Here is a 21,032-nt window from a genome sequence, read left to right as displayed (position 1 = left end):
GTTCCACGAAATGACCAGGATCGAAGTCATGATCTTCTCATTCCGTACCGGAATCCTGGCGACCACGACGGCGGCTGCCCTGGCCGCGGGCCTCACGCCCGGCGTGCCGGCCCTCGCCGCACCGGCTTCCGCGGGCCGCAACCCCGGCGTGGCCCCACAGGCCGCCGGCCCGGCCGCGTTCGGCGCCTCGGCGCCCGCCGGCGTGACCACTCGCCCCGGTGGGCCGGGCACCCCGAGCCCGCTGCCGCTCGGCGACGCCGACCTGGCCGAGACGCGGACCACGAAGACGCTCGCCCGGGGCGTGACGCTGACCCGGATCACGCGGGGCACCGAGCCGGCGCCGGCCGACCAGATCAACACCACCACCCGCGGGCCGTGGGTGGTCAACGTGCTGGCCATCGACCCCCGCCGGGCGCGCGGCCACCTCGAGGCGACCTACGGCCCCGACCTCGGCCAGGTCGAGCCGACCACCGAACTGGTCCGGGGCGCCGGCGCGCTCGCCGGGGTGAACGCCTCGTTCTTCACGTTCACCGCCGACCCGCTGTACCCGGGTGACCCGGTCGGGCTGGGCATCTTCGGCGGCCGGCTGCTCAGCGAGCCGACCACCGACCCGGCGGAGGTCGGCTTCGTCGTCGACGCCGCCCGCGACACGGTACTGATGGGGCACCTCTCCTGGACCGGCTCGGTCCGCAACCGGCGCACCGGCGCGGCGCTCCCGCTGGAGTTCCTCAACCACCCGCCGGTCGTACCGGCCGAGTGCGCCGCGCTCACCGACCAGACACTGTGTACGGTCAGCGGCGACCTGGTCCACTTCACGCCGGAGTTCGGCCCGTCCACCCCGTCCGGCGCGGGCGTGGAGGTGGTGCTGGACCGCGACGGCTGCCCCGCGCGCACCGCCACCACCCGCGGCACCTCGCTGGCCGCCGGGCAGACCGCGCTGCAGGCCACCGGGCGGGAGGCCGCCGCGCTCCGGGACATCACGGCCACCGGCTGCCTGACCCGGCGGGTCACCCTGCGCGACCCGGACGGCGACGCGGTCGACCTGCGCCCCGGCCTGTTCGGGGTCAACGGCCGTTACCCGCTCACCGCGGACGGCCGCGTCGTGGTGCCGGCCGGCACGGGCAGCTTCTTCGCCCGCAACCCGCGCACCGTCGCCGGCACCACCCGGGACGGGCGGATCGTCCTGGCCACCATCGACGGCCGCCAGACCACCAGCGTCGGCACCACCATGGACGAGACGGCGGCGGTCGCCCACGCGCTCGGCCTGCACGACGCGGTCAACCTCGACGGCGGCGGCTCGACCACGATGTCGGTACGCGGCGCGCTCGTCAACACCCCGAGCGGCGGCGCCGAGCGCGCGGTCGGCGACGCGCTCGTGTACGTCGACCGCCCGTGGCGCGCCGGCCACCGCTAGGCCCTGTTTCAAAAGGATTGTCGAGGCGAGCCGGAGTCCAGGCGGCGATCCGGCAAGCCGGGCGCAAGGCCGCATACAACACCGGTATGCGACCTTGCGCCCGGCGCCGCCGGTCGTCGTCTGGGCCCGGCGCAGCCCGGCAAGGATTTTCGAAACAGGGCCCAGTGCGGTGGCCACCAACCTTTGCCGGCTTCGCCGACCCGGGTGACCAGCGGCCGGAGGCCGCCGGTCACCCGGTGAACGTTGGTGGCCACCGCACTGATGTGGAAGCTCTCGGGGCCACCGTCATGGGTTGTGATCGAAGCGGTCGTGCGTCCCGGCGTTTCTTCGGACCGGACTTGGGGTGCATTCCCGCGGGCAACGCGGAGGCCGGCGGGATCCTCGGCCTCCGCGGCACAAGCCCCACGTGCGGGGGCGCCGGTTGCGGTGCTCAGGTGCCGTGGACGCGCGGCCCCGAAGCCGCCCCTGACAGCGGTGATCCGGGCGCGTCATGCGTCAGCAATTGCCGGAATCGTGATCTTAGTTATGGCCGAACGGACAGGAAAACGGGCAGGTGGCGGGCGCCGCCGCCCTGCTACTGTCCCCGCCGTGACTCAGCCCCCTCCGTACGGATCCCCACCGCCCTACCCCACCTCCGGCGCGCCGCAGCAGCCCGACCCGTGGGGCCCGCAGCAGCCCGCCCCGTGGAACCAGCCGCCCCAGGACCAGTGGGGCCAGCCGCCGTCGGGGCAGTGGGGCCAGCCGGGACAGTGGGGGCAGCAGCCGCCCGGCCAGTGGGGGCAGCAGCCGCCCGGCCAGTGGGGGCAGCAGCCCCAGACCACCAACGGCTTCGCGATCGCGTCGCTCATCTTCGGCGTGCTCGGCGGCATCCTGTTGAGCGTCATCTTCGGATTCGTGGCGCTGTCCCAGATCCGCCGCCGGGGCCAGTCCGGCAAGGGGTTGGCGATCGCCGGCATCTCCCTCTCCGGGGCATGGGTGCTCGTCATCGTGGCCGTCGCGGTCGTCGGCGCCCTCAGCTCCGGCACGGACCCCGACGGCCCGACCCTCGCCGACAGCGGTGACGTCGACGTGCAGGAGCTCGCGCCCGGCCAGTGCATCAACGGCCTGAAGGAGGGGCGCGCCATCGGCGACCTGCCGGCGGTGGCCTGCACCGAGCCGCACGAGGCCGAGGTCTTCGCGGTCTTCGAGCTGCCGGGCGGCGGCTTCCCGGGCGACCAGGAGGTGGCCAAGCTCGCCGAGGACGGCTGCGTCGAACGGCTGGACACGCACGCGCCGAAGGTCGCCGACGACCCGAGCGTGGAGGTCTACTTCCTGCACCCGACGCGGACCTCGTGGCGCCTGGGCGACCACAGCGTCGCCTGCGTCGCGATGTCCAGCACCGGCAAGGTGACCGGGTCCATTCAGGACTGAGTGTCCGGTCAGCGGCGCCGGCGGCGCCTTGCCCGCCGGCGGTGCTTCACCGCCCGGCCGCCTCGTGCCGCACCGCCTCCGCGGCCGCCTTGGCCGTCGCCGGCCGGGCGGCGGCGTCTGAGGCGCTCAACGAGTTCGGCCGCTGCGGCGGGTTCGGCCGCCGCCCGCCGGACGGCGGCGACTGAAGCGCCCAGCGGCGCCTCGGGCTCAGCGACGCCTCAGGGCGAAGACACCCCAGCCGAGGTACGGCCGCAGGTAACGCACGTAGTCCAGCGGCGCCCGGTCCAGCTCGGCACGCATCTCCCCGGCGAGCACGTCGTCGGGGTTGGCGTCGAGCCATTCGCGGACGGTGAGCCATTGCGCGGCCACGTACCGGTCCCAGCTGTCCTCGTCGGCGAGCACCATCTCGACCAGGTCCCAGCCGAGCTCGCCGAAGAGCGCGACGAGTCCGGGCAGGTCGGCGAAGTCCTCCTTCTTCGTGGCGTGACAGCCCTCCAGCGTGGCCTGGTCCGGCGGGTCCTTTCGCCAGAAGGGCTCGCCGATCAGCACCAGGCCGCCGGGGCGCAGGCTCCGCTCCAGCAACGCGATCGTGCCCGCGACGCCGCCGCCGATCCAGGTGGCGCCGACGCAGGCGGCCACGTCGACCGGGTCGGGCGCGACGTGTCCGGCGGCGTCACCGTGCACGAACGTGACCCGGTCCGCGACGCCCAGCTCGGCCGCCCGGTCCCGCGCCGTGGCGAGGAACGCGGTGCTGATGTCCACCCCGGTGCCGGTGACGCCGTGGTCGCGGGCCCAGGTGCAGAGCATCTCGCCGCTGCCGCTGGCGAGGTCGAGCAGGCGGTCACCCGGCCTCAGCCGGATCGCGCGGCCGAGCACCGCCAGCTTCTCCTCGGTGAACGGGTTGTGGACGCGGTGGTGGCGCTCGCGGATGACGAACGGCTCCGGCAGGTCTGCGGTCACGGACCGCAACCTAGCCTGCCACCACGCGATCCGCGACCGATTTGCGCCACGGCGCGGCTACCGGTTCCGGCTGAGCACGGCCCGCATGTACTCCAGCGCGCCGCGGTCGTCCAGCTCCACCGGCGCCTCACGCGCCGCGCCTCCCGGCAGCGCCGCCGCCTCCTCCGCAAGCGCCGCCGCCTCCTCCGCAAGCGCCGCCGCCTCCTCCGCAAGCGCCGCCGCCTCCTCCGCAAGCGCCGCCGCCTCCTCCGCAAGCGCCGCCGCCCCTTCCGCCAGCGGCGCCAGCGGGGAAGGCGCCGGCAGCACCGGCTCCACCTGGGCCCGCCACACCGGCGAGTCGAGCAGGCCGCTCCCCCGCAGGTACGCCAGCACCGGCTCCGCCTCGGCCAGCCGCCCCGAGCGGGCCAGCATCGCCACGAACTCCACCGATGCCACGCACGCGCCCTGCATGTTGTCGCTGTCGAGCAGGTCCTCGACGTGCGTGCGCAGGACCCGGTACGCCCGCGGCCGATCACCCCGCCGGAACGCGACCCGCGCCTCGACCGTCCGGTTAGGAGAGTGGGTGCGCGGTGGCACCTCGACGTCGACCGCCGCGTCGAAGAGCCGTTCCGCCGCCTCGTGCCGGCCCTGCGCGGCGGCCGAGTAGCCCAGCAGCATGAGGGTCCAGTTGTGGAGCGTCGGCGGGCCCTGCACCCGGTACCGCTCGGCCAGCCGCCCCACGAGCGCGTCGTGCTCGGCGAACCGGCCGGTGAACAGCAGCGCCGCCCCGACGTCCACCTCGGCGTGCTCGGCCAGGTCGTGGTCGCCTTCGCGGCGCAGGTCTGCGACGGCGTCGGTGGCGGTGAGCGCCGCCCAGTCGTCGTGGACGGCGGCCCGCGCACGCCGTACGGCCGGGTGGTCCGGCGGGCCACACCCGGCCGCGAGGCGGTCGTACGCCGCTGAGTCGTGGCTCAGCTTGTAGCGCTGGGCGGCCACCGCGAGCGCGAACGGGGCACGCTCCGGCGCGAGGGCCAGCAGCCGTTCGGCCCAGTCCCCCACCTCCGCCCGGCTGCGAAACGGCACCTCCGACGCGACCGCCCGGACCAACGCGTACCCGAGGTCGCGGTCGCCGCTCGCGCAGGCCCACTCGAACGCGGCGCGCAGGTTGGGCCAGTGCTCGTCGAGCCGGGCCACTCCCTCCACTTCGGACGGCCCGGCGAGCAACCGGTTGACGGCGGCGACCCGGTCGCGGCACCAGCGGGCGTGCGCGGTGGCCGCGGGGCCGGTCCCGCCCGCCTCGGCCAGGCGTTCCGCCGCGAACTGCCGCACCGTCTCCAGTAGACGGAAGCGCCGCCCGAACGGTCCCGCCTCGGCGAGCACCATCGACCGCGCGACGAGGTGACCGAGCGCCGCTTCCACGCCCGGTCCGCCGACCGCCTCCGCCGCGGCCAGGTCGAAGGGGCCGGCGAAGACGGCCAGCCGGCGCAGCAGCGCCCGCTCCGGGATGCCGAGCAGGTCGTACGACCACTGGATGGTGGCCCGCATCGTGCGGTGCCGCTCGGCGCCGGTGCGCCGCCCGCCGACGAGCACGCCGAGGTGGTCGTCGAGGCGGGCCAGCAGGTCGGCCGGGGTGAGGCTGGTGGTCCGCGCGGCGGCGAGCTCGATGGCGAGCGGTACGCCGTCGAGGCGCCGGCAGATCTCCTCCACGTCCCGGCGGTCGTACGCGGTGGCGTCGTAACCAGGTGCGGCGGCCGCGGCCCGCTCGTCGAACAGCTCCACGGCCGCGCCGGCCGGATCCAGCGGCGGGACGGCGACCAGCATCTCGTGCCCGTACCCGACGTCGAGGCCCTCGCGCGAGGTGGCCAGGACCCGTACGCCGGGGCTGCCCTCGGCCAGGGCCCGGGCCAGCGCGGCCGCGCCGTCGACGACGTGCTCGCAGTTGTCGAGCAGCAGCAGCGCGTCCCGGGAGCGCAGGGTGGCCACAATGGACTCGCGCAGGCTCCGCCCGGCGCTCTCCCGCACGCCCAGCGCGCCGGCGACCGCGCGGGGCACGTCGGCCGGCGACGTGATCTCGGTGAGGTCGACCAGCCACGCGCCGTCGCCGGCCACGACCTCCCGGGCGGCGGCGAGCGCGAGCCGGGTCTTGCCGATCCCGCCCGGCCCGACCAGCGTCACGACCGGGTACGCGGCCAGCGCCGCCCGCACGGCGAGCAGCTCGCGGGCCCGCCCGATCAGCCGGCCGGGCCGCAGCGGGAGGTTGCCGGCCGGCGGCGGTGCGTCGAGGCGCTGGTCGAGGATCTCCGCCTCCAGCTTGCGCAGCTCGGGACCGGGCTCGACGCCGAGGCCGTCGACCAGGTGCCGCCGGGCGGTGCGGTACGCGGCGAGCGCGTCCGCCTGCCGCCCGGACCGGTAGAGCGCGGTCATCAGCAGCGCCCACAGCCCCTCCCGGTACGGGTGGTCCGCGGTCAGCTCGGCCAGCCGCCCCACCGTCGCGGCCGGGTCGGCCTCCACTCTGGACACCAGGTCGGCCTCGACCGCGCCGAGCCAACGCTCGACGAGGCCGTCCACTGTGGCCGCCAACCCGGGCGCGGTGAGGCCGGCGAGCGGGTATCCGGTCCACTCGGCGAGGGCACCGGAGACGTCGCCGGCGTCGAGGCGCCGCTGGAACCGGGCGGCGTCCACCGCGTCGCCGGGCAGGTCCAGCCGGTACGCGGCGCCGGTGCGGGCGATCGTGCCCGGGCCGAGGGCGGCGCGCAGCCGCGTCACGTACGACTGGAGGGTACGCTCGGCCGTCCGGGGCGGGTCGTTTCCCCACACCAGCTCGACCAGCCGCCACATCGGCACCGCCGCGCCGGGGGCCAGGGCGAGCGTGGCGAGTAGCGCCCGGCACTTGGCCGGCCCGACGTCGACCGGCTCCCCGCCCGCGGCCGTCGCGGCGACACCGCCGAGGAGCTGGATCCGTACACCCGCGCCCACGCTCAACAGTCTCTCAACCGGGACCCAACACGCGCCGGTGACAGTCGGCCGATGAGATTGGCGAACGCCCGCCTCGCCGGGCTGCTGTACCTGGTCATCTTCGTCTTCGGCCTCTTCAGCGAGGGAGTGGTGCGGGCCGGCGTCACGGTCGCCGGCGACCCGGCGGCCACCGCCGCGAACATCCTGGCGTCCGAGGGCCTCTTCCGCGCCGGCTTCGCCCTCAACCTGGTGTACCTCCTCGGCGAGGTGGCCCTCGTGATCATCCTGTACCGGCTGTTCGAACCGGTCAACCGAGATGTCTCCCTGCTCGCGGCGGCGTTCCGGCTGGCCTGTGTGGTCATCTCCGCGCTCAATCTGTTGAACATGTTCAACGCCCTGCTCGCCGCGCGGGACGGCGACGGCCGTGCGCTGTACTTCCTCGACCTCCACGGCTACGGCTACGGGATCGCGCTGGCCTTCTTCGCGGTCAACTGCGCCCTCATGGGGTACCTGACGATCCGCTCCGGCCGGGTGCCGCGGACGCTCGGCGCGCTGCTCGCCGTGGCCGGCCTGGCCTACCTGGTCAACAGCTTCCTGCTGTTCCTCGTCCCCGACTACCGGCTCTTTCCCCCGCTGCTGGCGCCCGCGGTGGTCGCCGAGGGCTGGTTCACGCTCCTGCTCCTGCGCCGCGGCGGCGGTCCGGAGCGGTGGTCCACGGCGGCTGCCGAAGCGGTGCCGGTCCGCTGAGCCGCACCGGCCGCCGCGGGTGCCCAGGCGGGTGCCGCGCGGCAGGTCGCGAGCACCGGCCCGGCAGCGGCAGGACGGCGGCGGGTCGAGTTGCGGCAGGTCACGGGCGCGCGGAAGACTGGCGAGCCATGAGCCTGCCGTTCCCGTCGCCGAGCGACCCCGCCGCCGGCCGGGCCGAGGTCCTCCTGCGCTACCTCGACTTCTTCCGCGACATCGTCGTCGAGCTCGCCGGCGGGCCGGTCGGCGAGTGACCGGGCGCTACGCCGCCGTCGACGTGCACTACCCACCGATGGGCGGCGCCCGGGCGGCGGTCGCGGTCGCCGCCGACGAGCGGTTCGCGTCCATCGTGGACGAACGGACGTGCTGGCTGCCGGAGGTGGCGCCGTACGAGCCGGGCCGCTTCTTCGCCCGCGAGCTGCCCGCCGTGCGCGCGGTCCTGGCCGGCCTCGGCGACCTGGAGCTGGTGGTCGTCGACGGCTACGTCGACCTGGACCCGACCGGCCGGCCGGGCCTCGGCGCGCGCCTGCACACCGAGATCCGGATCCCGGTGGTCGGCGTGGCGAAGACCGCGTTCCGGAGCGCCACGCACGCGGTACCGGTCCGCCGGGGCGGCGCGACCCGACCGCTGTACGTGACCGCGGCCGGCCTGCCCGCCGACCGCGCGGCGGCGCTCGTCACCGCGATGGCCGGCCCGCACCGCCTGCCCGACGCCCTGCGCCGCGTCGACACGCTCGCCCGCGGCGGCTAGTCCCAGCCCCAGTGGCGGCGGTGCGCGCCGGTCGACCACTCCGACACCGCGGCCAGGTCGGCCTCCGGCCGCAGCGGCGTGTCACCCGTGCGCAGGCGTTCCTCCACTGTGGCCCGTACGTGCCAGCCATCGCACGATCATCCCACCGGCGGGCGCGGCGCTCAGCCGGGTTTATACGAGCGACGAGGCGGCCGCGGCGAAGGCGTGGTAGGTGGGGGTGCCGGGCGCGCGGTCGAGGACGGCGAAGACGACGTGGTCGAAGGTGTCGACGCGGTCCAGCGCCGCGGTGAAGGCGTCCGCGACCGTCGCCGGGTCGTTGCCGAAGACGCCGCAGCCCCACGCGCCCAGGACGAGGCGGCGGTGGCCGTGCGCGGCGGCGACCTGGAGCACCCGGAGGGCGCGGGTGCGCAGGACGGCGGGGACCGTGTCGGCGAGGTGCGGCTGGTTGTCGCGTACCGCCCGCAGGTTGGGCGCGGCCGCGGTGAGGAACGCGGTCCGGTGTGGACGGTCGAGCAGGCGCAGGGTGTCGTCGCGGAAGACCGGCACGCCGGGCGAGTAGACGACGCGGTCGCTGTAGCGCAGGTCGTCGTTGGCGCGGTGGTGCAGGTAGAACGCGGGCGTCGCGCGGAGGCAGGCGTGCAGCGCGGAGGCCCGGGCGATCTCCTCCTCCTGCGCCCGGGCGCCGGTGAGGAAGCCGCCGCCGGGGTTGCGGGCCGAGGCGAACACCAGCGCCGCCGCGCCGTCGCCGAGCCGGCGGGCGGCGGCCAGTGTGGACTCGTTCGAGACCTCCACCAGCCCGCCGCCCGGACGGACGAAGCCGGCCGGGAGCGGCTCGCCGGGCAGGTACATGTGGGTGCGGGCCACGGCGCCCCGGACCGCGGCGCGGATGTCGACCCAGGCTCCGGAGCGCGCGCGGTAGCCGCCGACCTGGGTGATCGTGACGGTGTCCGCGGCGACGGCCCGCAGCCGCTGGTTGTTCACAGCCGCTCCCGCACGTCCATGAGCGCGAAGCCGAGCAGGTTGAGCCCGCGCCACTTCAGCGGGTGGGCGACGTCGGGGTTGTTGGGCCCCATGCCGATGCCCCACACCCGGTCGTACGGGCTGGCCTCCACGAGCACCCGGTCGCCGGTGGCGAGCAGGAACTCGCGCAGGGCGCCGTGCTGGCCGAACTTGGCGAGGTTGCCCGCGACCACGATCGCGTACCGCTCGTCGGCCCACTTCTGCTCGTGGAAGTCGCGCACCTTGCGCCCGGCGGCCTTGGCCGTGGCGGGGCTCGTGGCCGCGAGGACGGCGGCGAGCGCCTCGTCGTCGCCGAAGAGGCGTGCTTTGGCGGCCATCATCCAGTGCTCGGCGGTCCGGTACGCCACACCGTCCACTGTGAACTCGACCGGCCACCACTGGCTCAGGCAGCCGGGCCCGACCGCGCCGCTCGCGGACGGCCGGTGGCCCCAGAACGGAGTGATCCTCATCGGCTTGCCGTCCAACTCGGCGTCGCGCAGCGCGGTGAGGCGTTCCTTCGGTGTCATGACACTCCTTTCCCGAGGGCCTCGACGGTCGCGAGGGCGCCGACCGTCCCGAGGGTTTCGACGGTCGCGAGGGCGAGGACGGTCCCGAGGGTTTCGACCGTCCGGCGGGCGTCGAGGCCGCCGGGGCGCCGCGCGGCCGCCCAGCCGGGACGGGCGGCGATCCCGGAACGGGTGGGCACCACGCCCGGAGGCATACCCCCGAGCGGCGCGACCGCGTGCCGCGCCCACGTCTCCGGCGTGGCGTCCCCCGTGCCCCAATCCATGGAAACATCATGACTCACTTTGAGTCTTTACACAACTCATCGTGAGTAGAATGCTCTGCGTGACCGTCGACAACTACCTCACCGACGAGGACCGGAGCTTCCTCGCCAGCTACGACCCGCGGGCGTTCCCGCCGGTCGCCGTCACCGTCGACCTGGTGATCCTCACCGTGCGCGACGGTGAGCTGTGCGTGCTGCTGATCCGCCGCGGCGAGCCGCCGCAGCGGGGGCGCTGGGCGCTGCCCGGCGGCTTCGTCGGCCCGGACGAGACGCTCGACGAGGCGGCCGCGCGGGAGCTGGCCGAGGAGACCGGGCTCCGGGCCGGCGCCCACCTGGAGCAGCTCGCGACGTTCGGCGACCCGGGGCGGGACCCGCGCATGCGGGTGGTCTCGGTGGCCTATCTGGCGCTGGTTCCCGACCTGCCGATGCCGATCGCCGGCACGGACGCCGCCGAGGCGCGGTACCGCCCGATCGCCGACATCGAGTCCGGCGCCGTCCTGGCCTTCGACCACGGCCGCATCCTCGCCGAGGGGGTGGAGCGGGCCCGGGCCAAGCTGGAGTACACCGGGCTTGCCACGACGTTCCTGGACGAGCCGTTCACGGTCGCCGACCTGCGCCGGGTGTACGAGACGGTGTGGGGCGTGCCACTGCACCCGGCCAACTTCCGGCGCAAGGTGCTGTCGACGCCGGGGTTCGTGGAGCCGACCGGGGAGAAGCTGGCGACCGGGCGGGGCTGGGCCGAGCTCTACCGCCGCGGCACCACCGCCCACCTCCACCCGGCCATCCCCCGCCCACCTGCCGGCTGAGCCCCCGCGCGAGCTGAGCCCCCGCGCGAGCTGAGCCCCCGCGCGGGCTGAGCCCCCCGCGCGAGCTGAGCGGCCCGGCACGCCGACCCCGAGCCGGCAGAGCGACGACCCGCTCGGCCAACACGGACCCGAGCAAGCCCCCGTCCGGCCGAGCCCCCCGCACGAGCTGAGCGGCCCGGCCAAAGCGACGCCGGCACGCCGACCCCGAGCCGGCAGAGCGACGACCCGCTCGGCCAGCTCGGACCCGAGCGAGCCCCCGTCGGGCTTGAGGCCCGCCGGCGAAGCGGCCCCGGACGCCGACCCCTGACCGACCCGGGCAGGGGGTATGCTGCGGGTGGCGTGTTCCCGCGCCCAACCTCCTGACCGGGTCCCCACGCGACCCGGCGGTGCGGAGGCAAAGGGGTTTTCCGGCCTCGGGATGTGGTTCGGTCCGTGCAGTCTGTTCGCACCCGATGGTCGCGGCGGCCGTGCGAGCGTGGGTCGGCGGTGGCGCGCGGCCAGGCGAAGGACGCACGATGACCAGCGGCAAGCACCTCAAGGCGCGGATCCGCGCGCGCATGGCCCGGACCGGCGAGCGCTACAGCACGGCTCGGCGGCACGTCGTCGGCGCCGAGCCGGCACCCACCGACCACGGCTGGGCGCTGCGCGGCGGCATCCACCCCGACTCGGCCAACATCGCCAACCTGCTCGCGCACGCCGGCGTGCCGGGCCTGTCCGAGGCGACGGTCCTCGGCATCGGCGGCGGGCTGGGCGCCGGCTACATCCTGTGGGAGTTCAAGGAGCACCGGTACACGAACCTCACGCTCGGCTACCGGTACCGGTGGAACTACATCGACTGGACCGCCCGCACCCTCGACCGGCTCGGCGCCACCGCGCACGTGCACGCCACGTCCGGGGCGAAGGGCGCGGCGGCCGAGCTCAGCGCGCGGCTCGACGCCGGCCAGCCGGCCATCGTGTGGCCGGACCGGCAGCTGATCGGGTACTGGCACCTGCCGTCACACATCGACGGGTTCGGCGGGCACCCGGTGGTCGTGTACGCCGCCACGGGCGACGCGGTGCGCGTCGACGACCGCAACCTCGCTCCGCTCACCGTCGAACGCTCCACACTGGACCGGGCCCGGGGGCGCGTCTCCTCGTACAAGAACAATCTGGTGGTGGCGGAGACGGTGACCGCGCCCGCGGACCTGGCGCCGCTCGTGCGCGCGGGGATCGTGGACTGCGTGGCGCACCTGGGCGGGGAGTCGGCGTCTTTCGCGGTGCCGGCCTGGGGCAAGTGGGCGCGGCTGGTGGCCGACCCGCGCAACGCCAAGGGCTGGCCGCGGGTCTTCGCGGACGGCCGCGGGCTGACCGACGCGCTGCTGTCCATTTGGGAGGGTGTCGAGCCGGTCGGCATGAGCGGCGGGCACCTGCGCGACCTGTACGCGGACTTCCTCGACGAGGCGGCCCCGCTGGTCGGCGAGACGGGTGCGGCGGCCGAGGCGTTCCGGGAGGCGGGGCGGCGGTGGCACGACCTGGCCGAGGCGGCGCTCCCCGCGGACGTGCCGGAGTACCAGCGGCTGCGCGAGCTGACCGCGGACCTGGCCGCCGGCGTGGCGGCCGGTGACGACGGCGCGACGGCGCGGGCCGAGGCGGCGGGCGAGCTGTGGGCGCTGCGCGCGGACATGTACGAGAAGCCACCGGCCGAAGTGGACTTCGCCGCGCTCGCCACCCATGTGTCCACTGTGTACGAGGCGGAGCGGGACGCGGTTGAGGCGCTGCGCCGGCTGGCGTAGGCCCACCCGGCGGGGGTCGGGGCCCCACCCGCGGCGGGTGATCCGGGCTCACCCCGTCGCCCGGACGGTGGGCGGATGGAGCTCGCATTCATCCACAAGGTCGCCGAGTGGACCGGCACCACCACGGACGTCTCCGAGGCGCTGACCGAGGCGACGCTGAGCACGCTCACCCAGCGGATCAGCGGCGGGGAGGCGGCGGACCTCGCCGACCGGGTGCCGGACGAGCTGCGGCCGTACCTCACGAAGGGGCAGGAGTACCCGGAGGTGTTTCCGTACGGGGAGTTCGTCCGGCGGGTCGGCGAGTCCACCGGTGTGGACCTCGCCACCGCCGAGGCGGGCATCGTCGCGGTGCTGCGGGCGCTGCGGGACGTGGTCGGCTACAAGGAGTTCATGGACACGCTGGCCCAGCTTCCGGACGACCTGGCGAGCCTCGCCGCCGGCGGCACCAGCCGCCGCTGACCCCACCTCCCGCGCCCGAAGGCACCGCGAAACCCGAGACCCGAAACGCCGCGAGACCTGAAACCGCCGCGAAACCGGTCAGCCCTGCTCGGTGAGCACCGTCAGCAGCCCGGTGACGTCGAGGAGCCGGCGCACCTGCGGCTGCGGGTCGGCGACCACGAAGGGGACGCGCTCGTCGCGGGCGCGGTGGTGGGCGTAGACGAGCGCGCTGAGCCCCGACGAGTCCAGGAACGTGACACCGGCCAGGTCGACGGTGAGCGCCGCGGGCCCGATGTCGAGCGCCCCGCCCAGGTACTCGCGGAACTGCCCGGCGGAGATGACGTCGACCTCGCCGACGACCACGAGCCGTACGCCGCCGCCCGCCGGGACGGCGGTCACCACCAGCCCGGCCGGTGCCGCGCCGAGGTCGTCGATCATGGTCGTCCTCCATCGGGTCGGGTCCACCGTAGGGAAGAGCGCCCCGCCCGGCGTACGCGTTACGCCCTCGGGCCGGCCGGTCACCCCTTCGTGTTTGAGCTGGTCGGCGCCGGGCATGACCTGGGCATGACCGCGTTCCGCGCCGGTGTTCGGCCCCGGGCGGCGACCCGTCAGTGAGGAGGGAACGACGATGTCCGACGCCGCACGCGGCGCGGGTACCGGCGACCTGGTCCGCCAGGCCGCCGAGCAGATCTCCCGCCTGGTCCGCGACGAGCTGGCCCTAGCCCGCGTCGAGATGGTGCAGAAGGGCAAGCGCGCCGGCACCGGCGCCGGCCTGCTGGGTGGCGGCGGTGTGATCGCGCTGTTCGGCCTGGCGGCCCTGCTCACCGCCGCCGGCCTGGCCCTCGCCGAGGCGCTGCCCGGGTGGCTGTCCGCCCTGATCGTCGCGGCCGCCCTCTTCGCGGTCGCGGGCGTGCTCGCGCTCGCCGGACGGCGCCAGGTGGCGCGCGGCGTGCCGCCGGTGCCCCGGGAGGCGGCCGGCAGCCTCCGCGCCGACCTCGGCGAGGTGCGGGAGAAGGTACACCGATGACCGCGGACGACAAGCCCACACCACCGCCGCCACCACCGGCCGGCGACGCCGACGCGATCCGCGCGGACATCGAGGTGACCCGCGATGAGCTGGGCGACACGGTCTCGGCGCTCGCCGCCAAGGCGGACGTGAAGGCCCGGGCCAAGGACGCCGTCGCGGACGCCCGCGACCGCGTCCGGGACACCGCCCGCGCCGGGGAGATCGAGGCCCGCGCCAAAGGCACGGTCGCCGGCGCCCGCCACCGCGCGCGGGACGCCGGGCACTCGGTGAGCGAGCAGGCCGCGCTGCGGGCGGGCCAGGTCACCGAGCGGGTACGGCACCGGCCGGCACCCGCCGTCGCCGCGGCGGCCGGGGTGGTCGCCGCGCTGGGCACCGCCGTGGTCCTGCGCCGCCGGCGCGCCACGGTCCGCGCACGGCGCCGCTGACGCCACCGGCCTAGGCGAATCGCCGGAGCGGGTACCACCCGCGAGCCGGGCAACGATCCGGAGCGCAACGAGGTCTCGTCCCGCAGATGTACGACATCTCCGGCTGGAGCCACCGCCCGCTCTGGGGCCGCGACCGTCCACACCGGCCGGCGGGTGGCCGCCGAGCGGCGGGGCACACGGTTCCCCGCCGCCCGCACGCCGCTGGCCAAGCCGGTGCTGGCGGCCGCGGTCGCCGCGGACGAGCCGTTCGTGCTCCGCGAGCTCGGCTTCGACGGCCGGCCGGTCCCCACGGCCGTCCTCACCGCCGCCGCCCGGTCCCAGGTGGACGCGCCGCTCGCCCGGAGCGGGATGGTCACGCGGCGCGACGACGGCACCGGCGGGGCCGGCCGGGCGGCGGCGGCCTCCGGGTCGGCCCACGCGGCACGGCGGCCGTCCTCTCCGGCACCGAACCGCTCTTCCGGGCCCGTCCGAAGGGCCACTTCGCTCAGGCCGGCCGGGCAATACTCCGGATCGCGATACATAATCCGCCGGAAACATAAAACCGAAGTTACGATTTCAGGATCGACTTCACGAGCAATTTACCGGGCGGTCGGATATCGCATTTTCGAGCCGGCCGCCCGGCATCCCGGAGCGGGCTACAATTAGCCCGCATCCGGGGGGACAAGACGCATGCCGATGATCAGGATCATGCTGGTGGCCGAGCCGTCCATGCTGCGTGAGGGCATGCGCGCCGTGCTGCTCGCGGTCGACGACTTCGCGCTCGCCGCCGAGACCGCGGGCGGCCCGACCGCCGTGGCCGCGGCGACCCGCCTGGCGCCCGACGTCGTCGTCACCGACGCGCTCCCCACGGCCGTCGCGCTGCGCGGCGAGGGTGCCGCCACCCGGGTCGTGCTGCTCGCCGGCGCGGCCGACGAGGTCCCGGTCGACCGGGCGGCGCGGGCCGGCGTCGACGGGTTCGTGCTCACCGCCGAGGCCGGCACCAGCCTGATCGCCGCGGTCCGCGCGGTCGCGCGGGGCGACGCCTGGCTGTCGCCGCCGTTCGCCCGCCGCCTGCTCGACCTCTACCGGGCCGCCCCGGCGGTCCCCCGCGCCAACGGCGGGCGCCGGCTCAGCGAGCGGGAGCGCAGCGTGCTGCGGCTGGTCGCGCACGGCCGCACCAACGCCGAGATCGCCCACGAGCTCGTGCTCGGCGAGTCCACCGTCAAGACCCACGTCTCCCGGCTGCTGACCAAGCTCGAGCTCCGCGACCGCGTGCAGCTCGCCGTCTTCGCCCACAGCCACGGCCTGACCTAGCAGATCCATTCCAAGATTCGAGCTGCCGCGACGCCCGTCGTGGTCCGGACCGTTGCTCCCGCGGCCTCGCCCTTCGCGGTTTCACAACCCACCCCGGCCGCGGGCCGGGTGCCGCGGGTCACGGCGTGGCACCCGCAGGACCCACCGGAGACGCTCCGCCGACATTCCGAATTCACATTTTCCGCCGACCGGCGGAATGGCGAATGGGGAATTCGATCGCGCGGCCGACGACGCATTGCGCGATCCGATCCTATCGTTGCTCAGCGAACGGGTAATCCAATCACGAGGGGTACGGAATGACGATCAGTCCCGCCACGCTCACCGGTGGCCTGGTGTCCACCGCGGCGCCGCCGGCCGGCGAGATCATGCCCAAGACCGTCAATGCGTGGCCGCGCACCTATTCGTTGGCGAACCTCCTCACCGTGCTGCGGGCCCGGCGCAACGGCGCGACGGTCAGCCTCAACCAGGTGAAGCTCAAGGACACCGTCGTCGAGCGCAACGCTCTGATCATGGAGTACGCGCTGCTGTGGTCCAGCAGCGTGCGGCCGTACTCGATCGTGGGGCGGTTCGCCTCGCTGTTCAACACCGACGTCGGCCCGTACGCGGGCATCGCCGAGAAGGTGACGGTGGGCGCCAGCCCGCACTGGCCGCAGCTGCCGACGACGCACGTCTTCCCGGTCAACCACGAGTTCGGCTTCTGCGACGACCCCTGGCCGGCCGTGGGGCGTACGACGATCGGCGCGGACGCGTGGATCGGAGCCGGCGCGACGATCCGTTCCGGCGTGCGGATCGGTGTGGGCGCGGTGGTCGGCGCCGGCGCGGTCGTGACCCGCGACGTGGCCGACTACGAGGTGGTGGTCGGGGTGCCCGCCCGCCACCTGCGCCCGCGCTTCCCCGCCCCGATGGTGGAGAGCCTGCTCGAGCTGCGCTGGTGGGAGTGGCCGCCGGCGGTGATCCGCGAGCACCTGGCGCTCTTCCGCGAGCCGCTCACCCCGGAGCGGCTGGCGCTGCTGCACGACCTCGCCCCGCCGCGCCAGCACCGGATCGCGGCGTGAGGGCGGCCATCCGGGCCGAGGGGCTGCGCAAGGGGTACCAGGGCGTCGCGGCGCTGCGGGGCGTCGACCTGGAGGTGCCCGCGGGCAGCGTGCTGGCGCTCCTCGGCCCCAACGGGGCCGGCAAGAGCACCACGGTCAAGATCCTGACCACGCTGCTCGCGCCGGACGGCGGCCGCGCGGAGGTGGCCGGCTTCGACGTGGTCCGGCAGCCCCGGCGGGTACGGGCGGCGATCGGCGTCGCCGGCCAGTACGCGGCGGTCGACGGGCGGCTCACCGGGCGGGAAAACCTCGTCCTCTTCGGACGGTTGCACCGACTGTCCCGGGGCGCGGCGGCGCGGCGGGCCGGTGAGCTGCTCGACCGCTTCGACCTGGCCGGGGCGGCCGACCGGCTGGCCCGCACGTACTCCGGTGGCATGCGCCGCCGCCTCGACCTCGCCGCCAGCCTGGTCGCGCACGCGCCGGTGCTCTTCCTCGACGAGCCGACCACCGGGCTCGACCCGCTGCGCCGCGAGCAGCTCTGGACGGTGGTCGCCGAGCTGGTGGCGGCCGGGACGAGCGTGCTGCTCACCACCCAGTACCTGGAGGAGGCCGACCGCCTCGCCGACCGGGTCGTGGTGGTCGACCACGGGCGGGTCGTCGCGGAGGGCACGGCCGAGCAGCTCAAGCACCGCACCGGACGCTCCTCACTGGACGCCGCGTTCCTGGCGCTGACCGGGGTGGCCGCGTGAGCACTGTGGACACTCTACGGTGGAGCGTCGCGGACACCTTCGTGCTGGCCGGGCGGAGCCTGCGGCACTGGCGCCGCCAGCCCGAGCTGCTGCTGCTCTCCACGGCCCAGCCGGTGCTGCTGGTGCTGCTGTTCACGCAGGTGTTCGGCGGTGCGGTGGCCACGCCCGGCATGCGGTACGTCGACTGGCTCGTGCCCGGCGTGCTCGTGCAGGTGGTCGCCTGGGACAGCGCGAAGACCGCGGTCGGCGTGGCGGAAGACCTGGCCAGCAGCACGATCGAGCGGTTCCGGACGCTGCCGATGTCGGCGCCGGCGGTACTGGCCGGCCGCACCCTCGCCGACGCCGGGCGCAACCTCTTCGTGGTCCTCGCGATGCTCGCCGCCGGCACGCTGGTCGGCTTGCGGACGCCCGGCGGCCCGCTCGCCACGGCCGGCGCGGTCGCGCTCACGGTCGCCTTCGGGTACGCGCTGACCTGGCTCTTCACCTACCTCGGCCTGCGCGCCCGGGGCGGTGAGGCCGCGCTCGCCGCCGGCATCCTGGTGGTCTTCCCGCTGATGTTCGCCTCCAGCGCGCTGGTGCCGGTGGAGACGATGCCGGCGTGGCTGCGCCCGCTGGCCGCGCACCAGCCACTGACCGCCGTGATCGACGCGGTGCGGGCCCTGATGCGGGGCGAGCCCGCCGCCGGCGCGGTCGCGTCCGCGCTGGCCTGGACGGCTGCCATCCTGGCGCTGGCCGTGCCGCTGGCGGTCCGCCGCTTCCGGCAGGTCTCCACCTAGAGCCTTCGAAGTCGGGGTGATGGGCTGTGATCGAAGCTCCCCTCACGTCGTTCTAGCGGCGTGAAGGGAGCTTCGATCACCGAGGTGGGGGGCGGGTGAGGCCGCGGGAGCGACGGTCCGGACCACGACGGACGTCGCGGTAGCCCTATGCCGTGGCTCTCACCACGAGTTCGAGGTCGAGGACCGTCGTGCGGCGGCCGGTCGGGCTGCCCTGCATCTGGTCGAGCAGGGCCCGCAGCGCCAGCCGCCCCGACTCCTCGAACGGCTGGCGGACCGTCGTCAGGTCCAGCGCCTGGGCCAGGTCCGAGTCGTCGAAGCCGACCACGGCGAGGTCTCCCGGCACCGCCAGGCCGCGGTCCCGCGCGGCGGCGAGCACCCCGCCGGCGAGGGTGTCGTCGTGCGCGAAGATCGCGGTGGGCGGGTCGGCGAGGTCCAGAAGCTCGTGGGTGGCCGCCCGCGCCTGGCCGACGTCGTGCCGCACGAGCCGCACCGCCTCGTCGGGCAGGCCCCCGTCGACCACCCGGCGGAAGCCGGCGAGGCGGCTCTCCGACGGCGACACGTAGGCGTGCGAACGCTGTGCCTCCCCCACGTACCCGAATCGGCGGTGGCCCCGCTCGGCCAGGTACCGCGCGACAAGCTCGCCGCCGGCCTCGTCGTCGGTGACCACGGCCTCGAAGCGCGGCCGGGGCGAGTCGAGCACGACGGTGGGGAGGCGCTGGGCGCGCAGCCGCTCGACGACCGCGTCTTCCAGCGGGAGCCCCATGATGATGAGGCCGTCGAGGCGGCGGGTGATGGGGAGGCTGGCGAGCAGCGGTGAGCTGGCCGAGGCGGCCGACTGCTGGTCGAAGACCACGACCTCCAGGGCTTCCGCGCCGATCGCGGCGAAGACGCCGGCCAGGCGGCGGCTGAACGACGGGTACGAGCTGAACGGGGCGATCACGCCGATCCGGCCGACCCCCTTGCGGGCCCGGGTGACCGCGTCGGCCTTGGGCACGAAGCCCAGCTCGTCGGCGGCGGTGAGCACCCGCTCCCGGGTCGCCTGGCGCACGCGGGTGGGCGAGTTGAGCACCAGCGACACCGTGGAGATGCTCACGCCCGCCCGCGCGGCGACCTCGTAGATGGTGACCTTGTCGGTCACATCGCCCTCCTCACGCCGGCGCCGAAGCGCACCGGCGACCACCCGGGACCCGACGGCCATCGGGACCCGGGACCTGAAACCTGACGACGGACCCAGGTTAGCCGATTCTTCGAAGTGCTTCGAGCGAAGCGCTTGACAAGTTTGTAACACGGGCGTTCCATTGCCGTCATGGCTTGACACCCCACCGCACACCCCACCGACAGAGGGAGGGCACCCTCGTGAGAAAGCGACCCCTCGCCGCCGCCACGCTCGCCGTCCTGCTCACCGCCGGCTGCGGCGGATCCGGCTCCTCGACCCAGGCACCACCCGCGCAGGCCGCCGACCGGCTCCAGGCCGCCCGCGACGCCGCCGTTCGCGCCGCCGGCGGCGAGAAACCTGGCGGTACCCTCAACCTGCTCGGCGTCCTGAGCGGCCCGCAGCTCGACGCCTACCTCGGCACCTTCGCCCCCTTCGAGGAGGCGACCGGCATAGAGATCAAGTACGAGAGCACCGGCGACGTCTTCGCCGTCCTGCAGACCCGCGTCGCCGGCGGCAACCCGCCCGACGTCGTCTCCAACCCCAGCGCCGGCCAGGTCGCCCAGCTCGCCGAGCAGGGCCGGCTCGTCGCGCTCGACCCGTTCCTCGACATGGCCGCGGTCCGCGCCGACTACCCGGAGGGGCTGACCGGCCTCTCCACTGTGGACGGCAAGCTCTACGGCGTCTTCTACAACACGGCCGTGCAGGGCCTGGTCTGGTACGACCCGAAGACGTACCAGGGTCCCAAGCCGCCCGCGTCCTGGGAGGAGCTGGCCGGCTGGGCGCAGCGGACGTCGGCCACCGGCACCACCCCGTGGTGCATCGGCCTGGAGTCCGGGCCGAGCAGCGGCTGGCCGGGTGCGGTGTGGATAGAGGAGTTCGTGCTGCAGCAGGCCGGACCCGAGGTCTTCACCAAGTGGTGGCGGGGCGAGCTGCCCTGGACCGCGCCGCAGATCCGGCAGGCGTTCGAGCGCTTCGGCGCGATCGCCACCGACGCCGAGCAGGTCAGCGGCGGCCCGACCGCCGTGCTCACCACCGACTTCAACTCCAGCCCGCAGGGGCTCTTCGCCGACCCGCCCGCCTGCCACCTCCACGTGCAGGCCGACTTCCTCGGCAACGCGCTCGCCCAGACGGTGCCCGGCGTGGTGGCCGGCACCGACATCGACTTCTTCCCGTTCCCGCCGGTAGACCCGGCGCGGGCCGGCTCGGTCGAGATCTCCGGCGAGACACTCGCGCTGCTCAAGGACACCCCGCAGGGGCGGGCCTTCATGCGGTACGTGACCACGCCCGAGTTCAGCGCGCTGGTCGCCGGCACCGGCCAGTGGATCGCCGCCAACCGCCGCACGCCGCTCGACGCGTACAGCTCCCTGCTGTCCCGCCGCGCCGCCAGCGTCTACGCCGACGCGAAGACCGTGCAGTACGCCGCCCAGAACGCGATGCCGCTCGCGATGACCCAGGCGTTCCTCAAGGCCGTCCTCGCGTACGTCGAGAAGCCGTCCACACTGGACGCCCAGCTCGCCACGCTGGAGCGGGCCCGGGCCGGCGCGTACGAGGGCTGAG

Annotated in this window: 22 protein-coding genes and 1 pseudogene; 16 read left to right on the top strand and 7 right to left on the bottom strand. The window is 75.0% G+C overall.

Annotated elements, in window-relative coordinates; translation table 11 throughout:
* Nucleotides 1-28 precede the first annotated feature (28 nt).
* From RB614_RS26890 to RB614_RS26880, 3 genes are all read left to right on the top strand, one after another.
* Nucleotides 29-1,414, top strand: a complete 1,386-nt coding sequence (locus RB614_RS26890; protein WP_308715424.1) for a phosphodiester glycosidase family protein — start codon at nt 29-31, stop codon at nt 1,412-1,414.
* A gap of 588 nt (nt 1,415-2,002) precedes the next feature.
* Entirely contained in the window at nt 2,003-2,824 is an 822-nt protein-coding gene (locus tag RB614_RS26885; RefSeq protein ID WP_308715423.1) for a DUF4190 domain-containing protein, read from the top strand.
* A 41-nt stretch (nt 2,825-2,865) separates the two neighbouring features.
* Nucleotides 2,866-3,009: a hypothetical protein gene (locus tag RB614_RS26880; protein WP_308715422.1), complete on the top strand. Its 144-nt coding sequence runs from the start codon at nt 2,866-2,868 to the stop codon at nt 3,007-3,009.
* 22 nt (nt 3,010-3,031) lie between these two features.
* Here the strand turns inward: RB614_RS26880 and RB614_RS26875 are convergent, their stop codons facing one another.
* The gene (locus RB614_RS26875; protein ID WP_308715421.1) at nt 3,032-3,784 is read right to left on the bottom strand and encodes an SAM-dependent methyltransferase; all 753 of its coding nucleotides are present in this window, start codon (nt 3,782-3,784) and stop codon (nt 3,032-3,034) included.
* Nucleotides 3,785-3,841: 57 nt separating this feature from the next.
* Nucleotides 3,842-6,739 carry an AfsR/SARP family transcriptional regulator gene (locus RB614_RS26870; protein ID WP_308715420.1) on the bottom strand — a complete coding sequence of 966 codons (2,898 nt, stop codon included), beginning with the start codon at nt 6,737-6,739 and terminating at the stop codon, nt 3,842-3,844.
* A 51-nt stretch (nt 6,740-6,790) separates the two neighbouring features.
* Here RB614_RS26870 and RB614_RS26865 point away from each other — a divergent pair, with 51 nt between their 5' ends.
* From RB614_RS26865 to RB614_RS26855, 3 genes are all read left to right on the top strand, one after another.
* Nucleotides 6,791-7,465 carry a DUF4386 domain-containing protein gene (locus RB614_RS26865; RefSeq protein WP_308715419.1) on the top strand — a complete coding sequence of 225 codons (675 nt, stop codon included), beginning with the start codon at nt 6,791-6,793 and terminating at the stop codon, nt 7,463-7,465.
* A gap of 128 nt (nt 7,466-7,593) precedes the next feature.
* On the top strand, nt 7,594-7,716 hold the full coding sequence (locus tag RB614_RS26860; RefSeq protein ID WP_308715418.1) for a hypothetical protein: 123 nt from the start codon (nt 7,594-7,596) through the stop codon (nt 7,714-7,716).
* Nucleotides 7,713-8,213 (top strand): endonuclease V, encoded by a 501-nt coding sequence (locus tag RB614_RS26855; RefSeq protein WP_308715417.1) that lies wholly within the window; start codon nt 7,713-7,715, stop codon nt 8,211-8,213. The genes RB614_RS26860 and RB614_RS26855 overlap by 4 nt, the downstream gene beginning before the upstream one ends.
* A gap of 171 nt (nt 8,214-8,384) precedes the next feature.
* Here RB614_RS26855 and RB614_RS26850 read toward each other — a convergent pair whose 3' ends face one another.
* From RB614_RS26850 to RB614_RS26840, 3 genes are read right to left on the bottom strand one after another with little or no spacing between them, the layout of a single operon-like run.
* Complete coding sequence (locus RB614_RS26850) at nt 8,385-9,194, bottom strand: TIGR02452 family protein (protein ID WP_308715416.1); 810 nt, start codon at nt 9,192-9,194, stop codon at nt 8,385-8,387.
* Nucleotides 9,191-9,739 (bottom strand): riboflavin biosynthesis intermediates N-glycosidase, encoded by a 549-nt coding sequence (gene ybiA / locus RB614_RS26845; RefSeq protein ID WP_308715415.1) that lies wholly within the window; start codon nt 9,737-9,739, stop codon nt 9,191-9,193. Before ybiA ends, RB614_RS26850 begins: the two co-directional genes overlap by 4 nt.
* Nucleotides 9,736-10,002: a hypothetical protein gene (locus tag RB614_RS26840; protein WP_308715414.1), complete on the bottom strand. Its 267-nt coding sequence runs from the start codon at nt 10,000-10,002 to the stop codon at nt 9,736-9,738. Before RB614_RS26840 ends, ybiA begins: the two co-directional genes overlap by 4 nt.
* A 50-nt stretch (nt 10,003-10,052) precedes the next feature.
* Between RB614_RS26840 and RB614_RS26835 the strand changes: the two genes are divergently transcribed.
* The 3 genes from RB614_RS26835 (at nt 10,053) to RB614_RS26825 (ending at nt 13,036) form a co-directional block, all read left to right on the top strand.
* A complete protein-coding gene (locus tag RB614_RS26835) occupies nt 10,053-10,805 on the top strand; it encodes an NUDIX hydrolase (protein WP_308715511.1) in 753 nt (250 codons plus the stop codon).
* Nucleotides 10,806-11,320: 515 nt separating this feature from the next.
* Complete coding sequence (locus RB614_RS26830; RefSeq protein ID WP_308715413.1) at nt 11,321-12,577, top strand: BtrH N-terminal domain-containing protein; 1,257 nt, start codon at nt 11,321-11,323, stop codon at nt 12,575-12,577.
* A gap of 75 nt (nt 12,578-12,652) precedes the next feature.
* On the top strand, nt 12,653-13,036 hold the full coding sequence (locus tag RB614_RS26825) for a DUF2267 domain-containing protein (protein WP_308715412.1): 384 nt from the start codon (nt 12,653-12,655) through the stop codon (nt 13,034-13,036).
* Nucleotides 13,037-13,114: 78 nt separating this feature from the next.
* Here RB614_RS26825 and RB614_RS26820 read toward each other — a convergent pair whose 3' ends face one another.
* Nucleotides 13,115-13,453 carry an STAS domain-containing protein gene (locus RB614_RS26820; protein WP_308715411.1) on the bottom strand — a complete coding sequence of 113 codons (339 nt, stop codon included), beginning with the start codon at nt 13,451-13,453 and terminating at the stop codon, nt 13,115-13,117.
* Between the two features lie 190 nt (nt 13,454-13,643).
* Here RB614_RS26820 and RB614_RS26815 point away from each other — a divergent pair, with 190 nt between their 5' ends.
* The 6 genes and pseudogenes from RB614_RS26815 (at nt 13,644) to RB614_RS26790 (ending at nt 18,319) form a co-directional block, all read left to right on the top strand.
* Nucleotides 13,644-14,042 carry a phage holin family protein gene (locus RB614_RS26815; RefSeq protein WP_308715410.1) on the top strand — a complete coding sequence of 133 codons (399 nt, stop codon included), beginning with the start codon at nt 13,644-13,646 and terminating at the stop codon, nt 14,040-14,042.
* Entirely contained in the window at nt 14,039-14,467 is a 429-nt protein-coding gene (locus RB614_RS26810; RefSeq protein WP_308715409.1) for a DUF3618 domain-containing protein, read from the top strand. Before RB614_RS26815 ends, RB614_RS26810 begins: the two co-directional genes overlap by 4 nt.
* A gap of 669 nt (nt 14,468-15,136) precedes the next feature.
* Complete coding sequence (locus RB614_RS26805) at nt 15,137-15,760, top strand: response regulator transcription factor (protein WP_308715408.1); 624 nt, start codon at nt 15,137-15,139, stop codon at nt 15,758-15,760.
* Nucleotides 15,761-16,056: 296 nt separating this feature from the next.
* A complete protein-coding gene (locus RB614_RS26800; protein WP_308715407.1) occupies nt 16,057-16,815 on the top strand; it encodes a DapH/DapD/GlmU-related protein in 759 nt (252 codons plus the stop codon).
* Nucleotides 16,812-17,507, top strand: a pseudogene (locus tag RB614_RS26795) (ATP-binding cassette domain-containing protein); the annotation flags it as partial. The gene RB614_RS26800 and the pseudogene RB614_RS26795, both read left to right, overlap by 4 nt.
* Before the next feature lie 32 nt (nt 17,508-17,539).
* On the top strand, nt 17,540-18,319 hold the full coding sequence (locus RB614_RS26790; RefSeq protein ID WP_308715406.1) for an ABC transporter permease: 780 nt from the start codon (nt 17,540-17,542) through the stop codon (nt 18,317-18,319).
* A gap of 145 nt (nt 18,320-18,464) precedes the next feature.
* Here RB614_RS26790 and RB614_RS26785 read toward each other — a convergent pair whose 3' ends face one another.
* The gene (locus tag RB614_RS26785) at nt 18,465-19,457 is read right to left on the bottom strand and encodes a LacI family DNA-binding transcriptional regulator (protein WP_308715405.1); all 993 of its coding nucleotides are present in this window, start codon (nt 19,455-19,457) and stop codon (nt 18,465-18,467) included.
* 218 nt (nt 19,458-19,675) lie between these two features.
* Between RB614_RS26785 and RB614_RS26780 the strand changes: the two genes are divergently transcribed.
* Nucleotides 19,676-21,031 carry an ABC transporter substrate-binding protein gene (locus RB614_RS26780; protein ID WP_308715404.1) on the top strand — a complete coding sequence of 452 codons (1,356 nt, stop codon included), beginning with the start codon at nt 19,676-19,678 and terminating at the stop codon, nt 21,029-21,031.
* The last annotated feature ends 1 nt before the right edge of the window (nt 21,032 follow it).

It is taken from the genome of Phytohabitans maris, assembly GCF_031085175.1.
Taxonomy (GTDB): domain Bacteria; phylum Actinomycetota; class Actinomycetes; order Mycobacteriales; family Micromonosporaceae; genus Phytohabitans; species Phytohabitans maris.
The sequence above is the reverse complement of the archived record's forward strand: the minus strand, read 5'-3'. Positions and strand labels throughout refer to the sequence as shown.

Coding starts and splice junctions, on each gene's coding strand:
- RB614_RS26890 (WP_308715424.1), top strand. CDS start 29: ATGATCTTCTCATTCCGTACCGGAATCCTGGCGACCACGACGGCGGCT.
- RB614_RS26865 (WP_308715419.1), top strand. CDS start 6,791: ATGAGATTGGCGAACGCCCGCCTCGCCGGGCTGCTGTACCTGGTCATC.
- RB614_RS26860 (WP_308715418.1), top strand. CDS start 7,594: ATGAGCCTGCCGTTCCCGTCGCCGAGCGACCCCGCCGCCGGCCGGGCC.
- ybiA (WP_308715415.1), bottom strand. CDS start 9,739: ATGACACCGAAGGAACGCCTCACCGCGCTGCGCGACGCCGAGTTGGAC.
- RB614_RS26840 (WP_308715414.1), bottom strand. CDS start 10,002: ATGGATTGGGGCACGGGGGACGCCACGCCGGAGACGTGGGCGCGGCAC.
- RB614_RS26835 (WP_308715511.1), top strand. CDS start 10,053: ATGCTCTGCGTGACCGTCGACAACTACCTCACCGACGAGGACCGGAGC.
- RB614_RS26830 (WP_308715413.1), top strand. CDS start 11,321: ATGACCAGCGGCAAGCACCTCAAGGCGCGGATCCGCGCGCGCATGGCC.
- RB614_RS26825 (WP_308715412.1), top strand. CDS start 12,653: ATGGAGCTCGCATTCATCCACAAGGTCGCCGAGTGGACCGGCACCACC.
- RB614_RS26820 (WP_308715411.1), bottom strand. CDS start 13,453: ATGATCGACGACCTCGGCGCGGCACCGGCCGGGCTGGTGGTGACCGCC.
- RB614_RS26815 (WP_308715410.1), top strand. CDS start 13,644: ATGTCCGACGCCGCACGCGGCGCGGGTACCGGCGACCTGGTCCGCCAG.
- RB614_RS26810 (WP_308715409.1), top strand. CDS start 14,039: ATGACCGCGGACGACAAGCCCACACCACCGCCGCCACCACCGGCCGGC.
- RB614_RS26805 (WP_308715408.1), top strand. CDS start 15,137: ATGCCGATGATCAGGATCATGCTGGTGGCCGAGCCGTCCATGCTGCGT.
- RB614_RS26800 (WP_308715407.1), top strand. CDS start 16,057: ATGACGATCAGTCCCGCCACGCTCACCGGTGGCCTGGTGTCCACCGCG.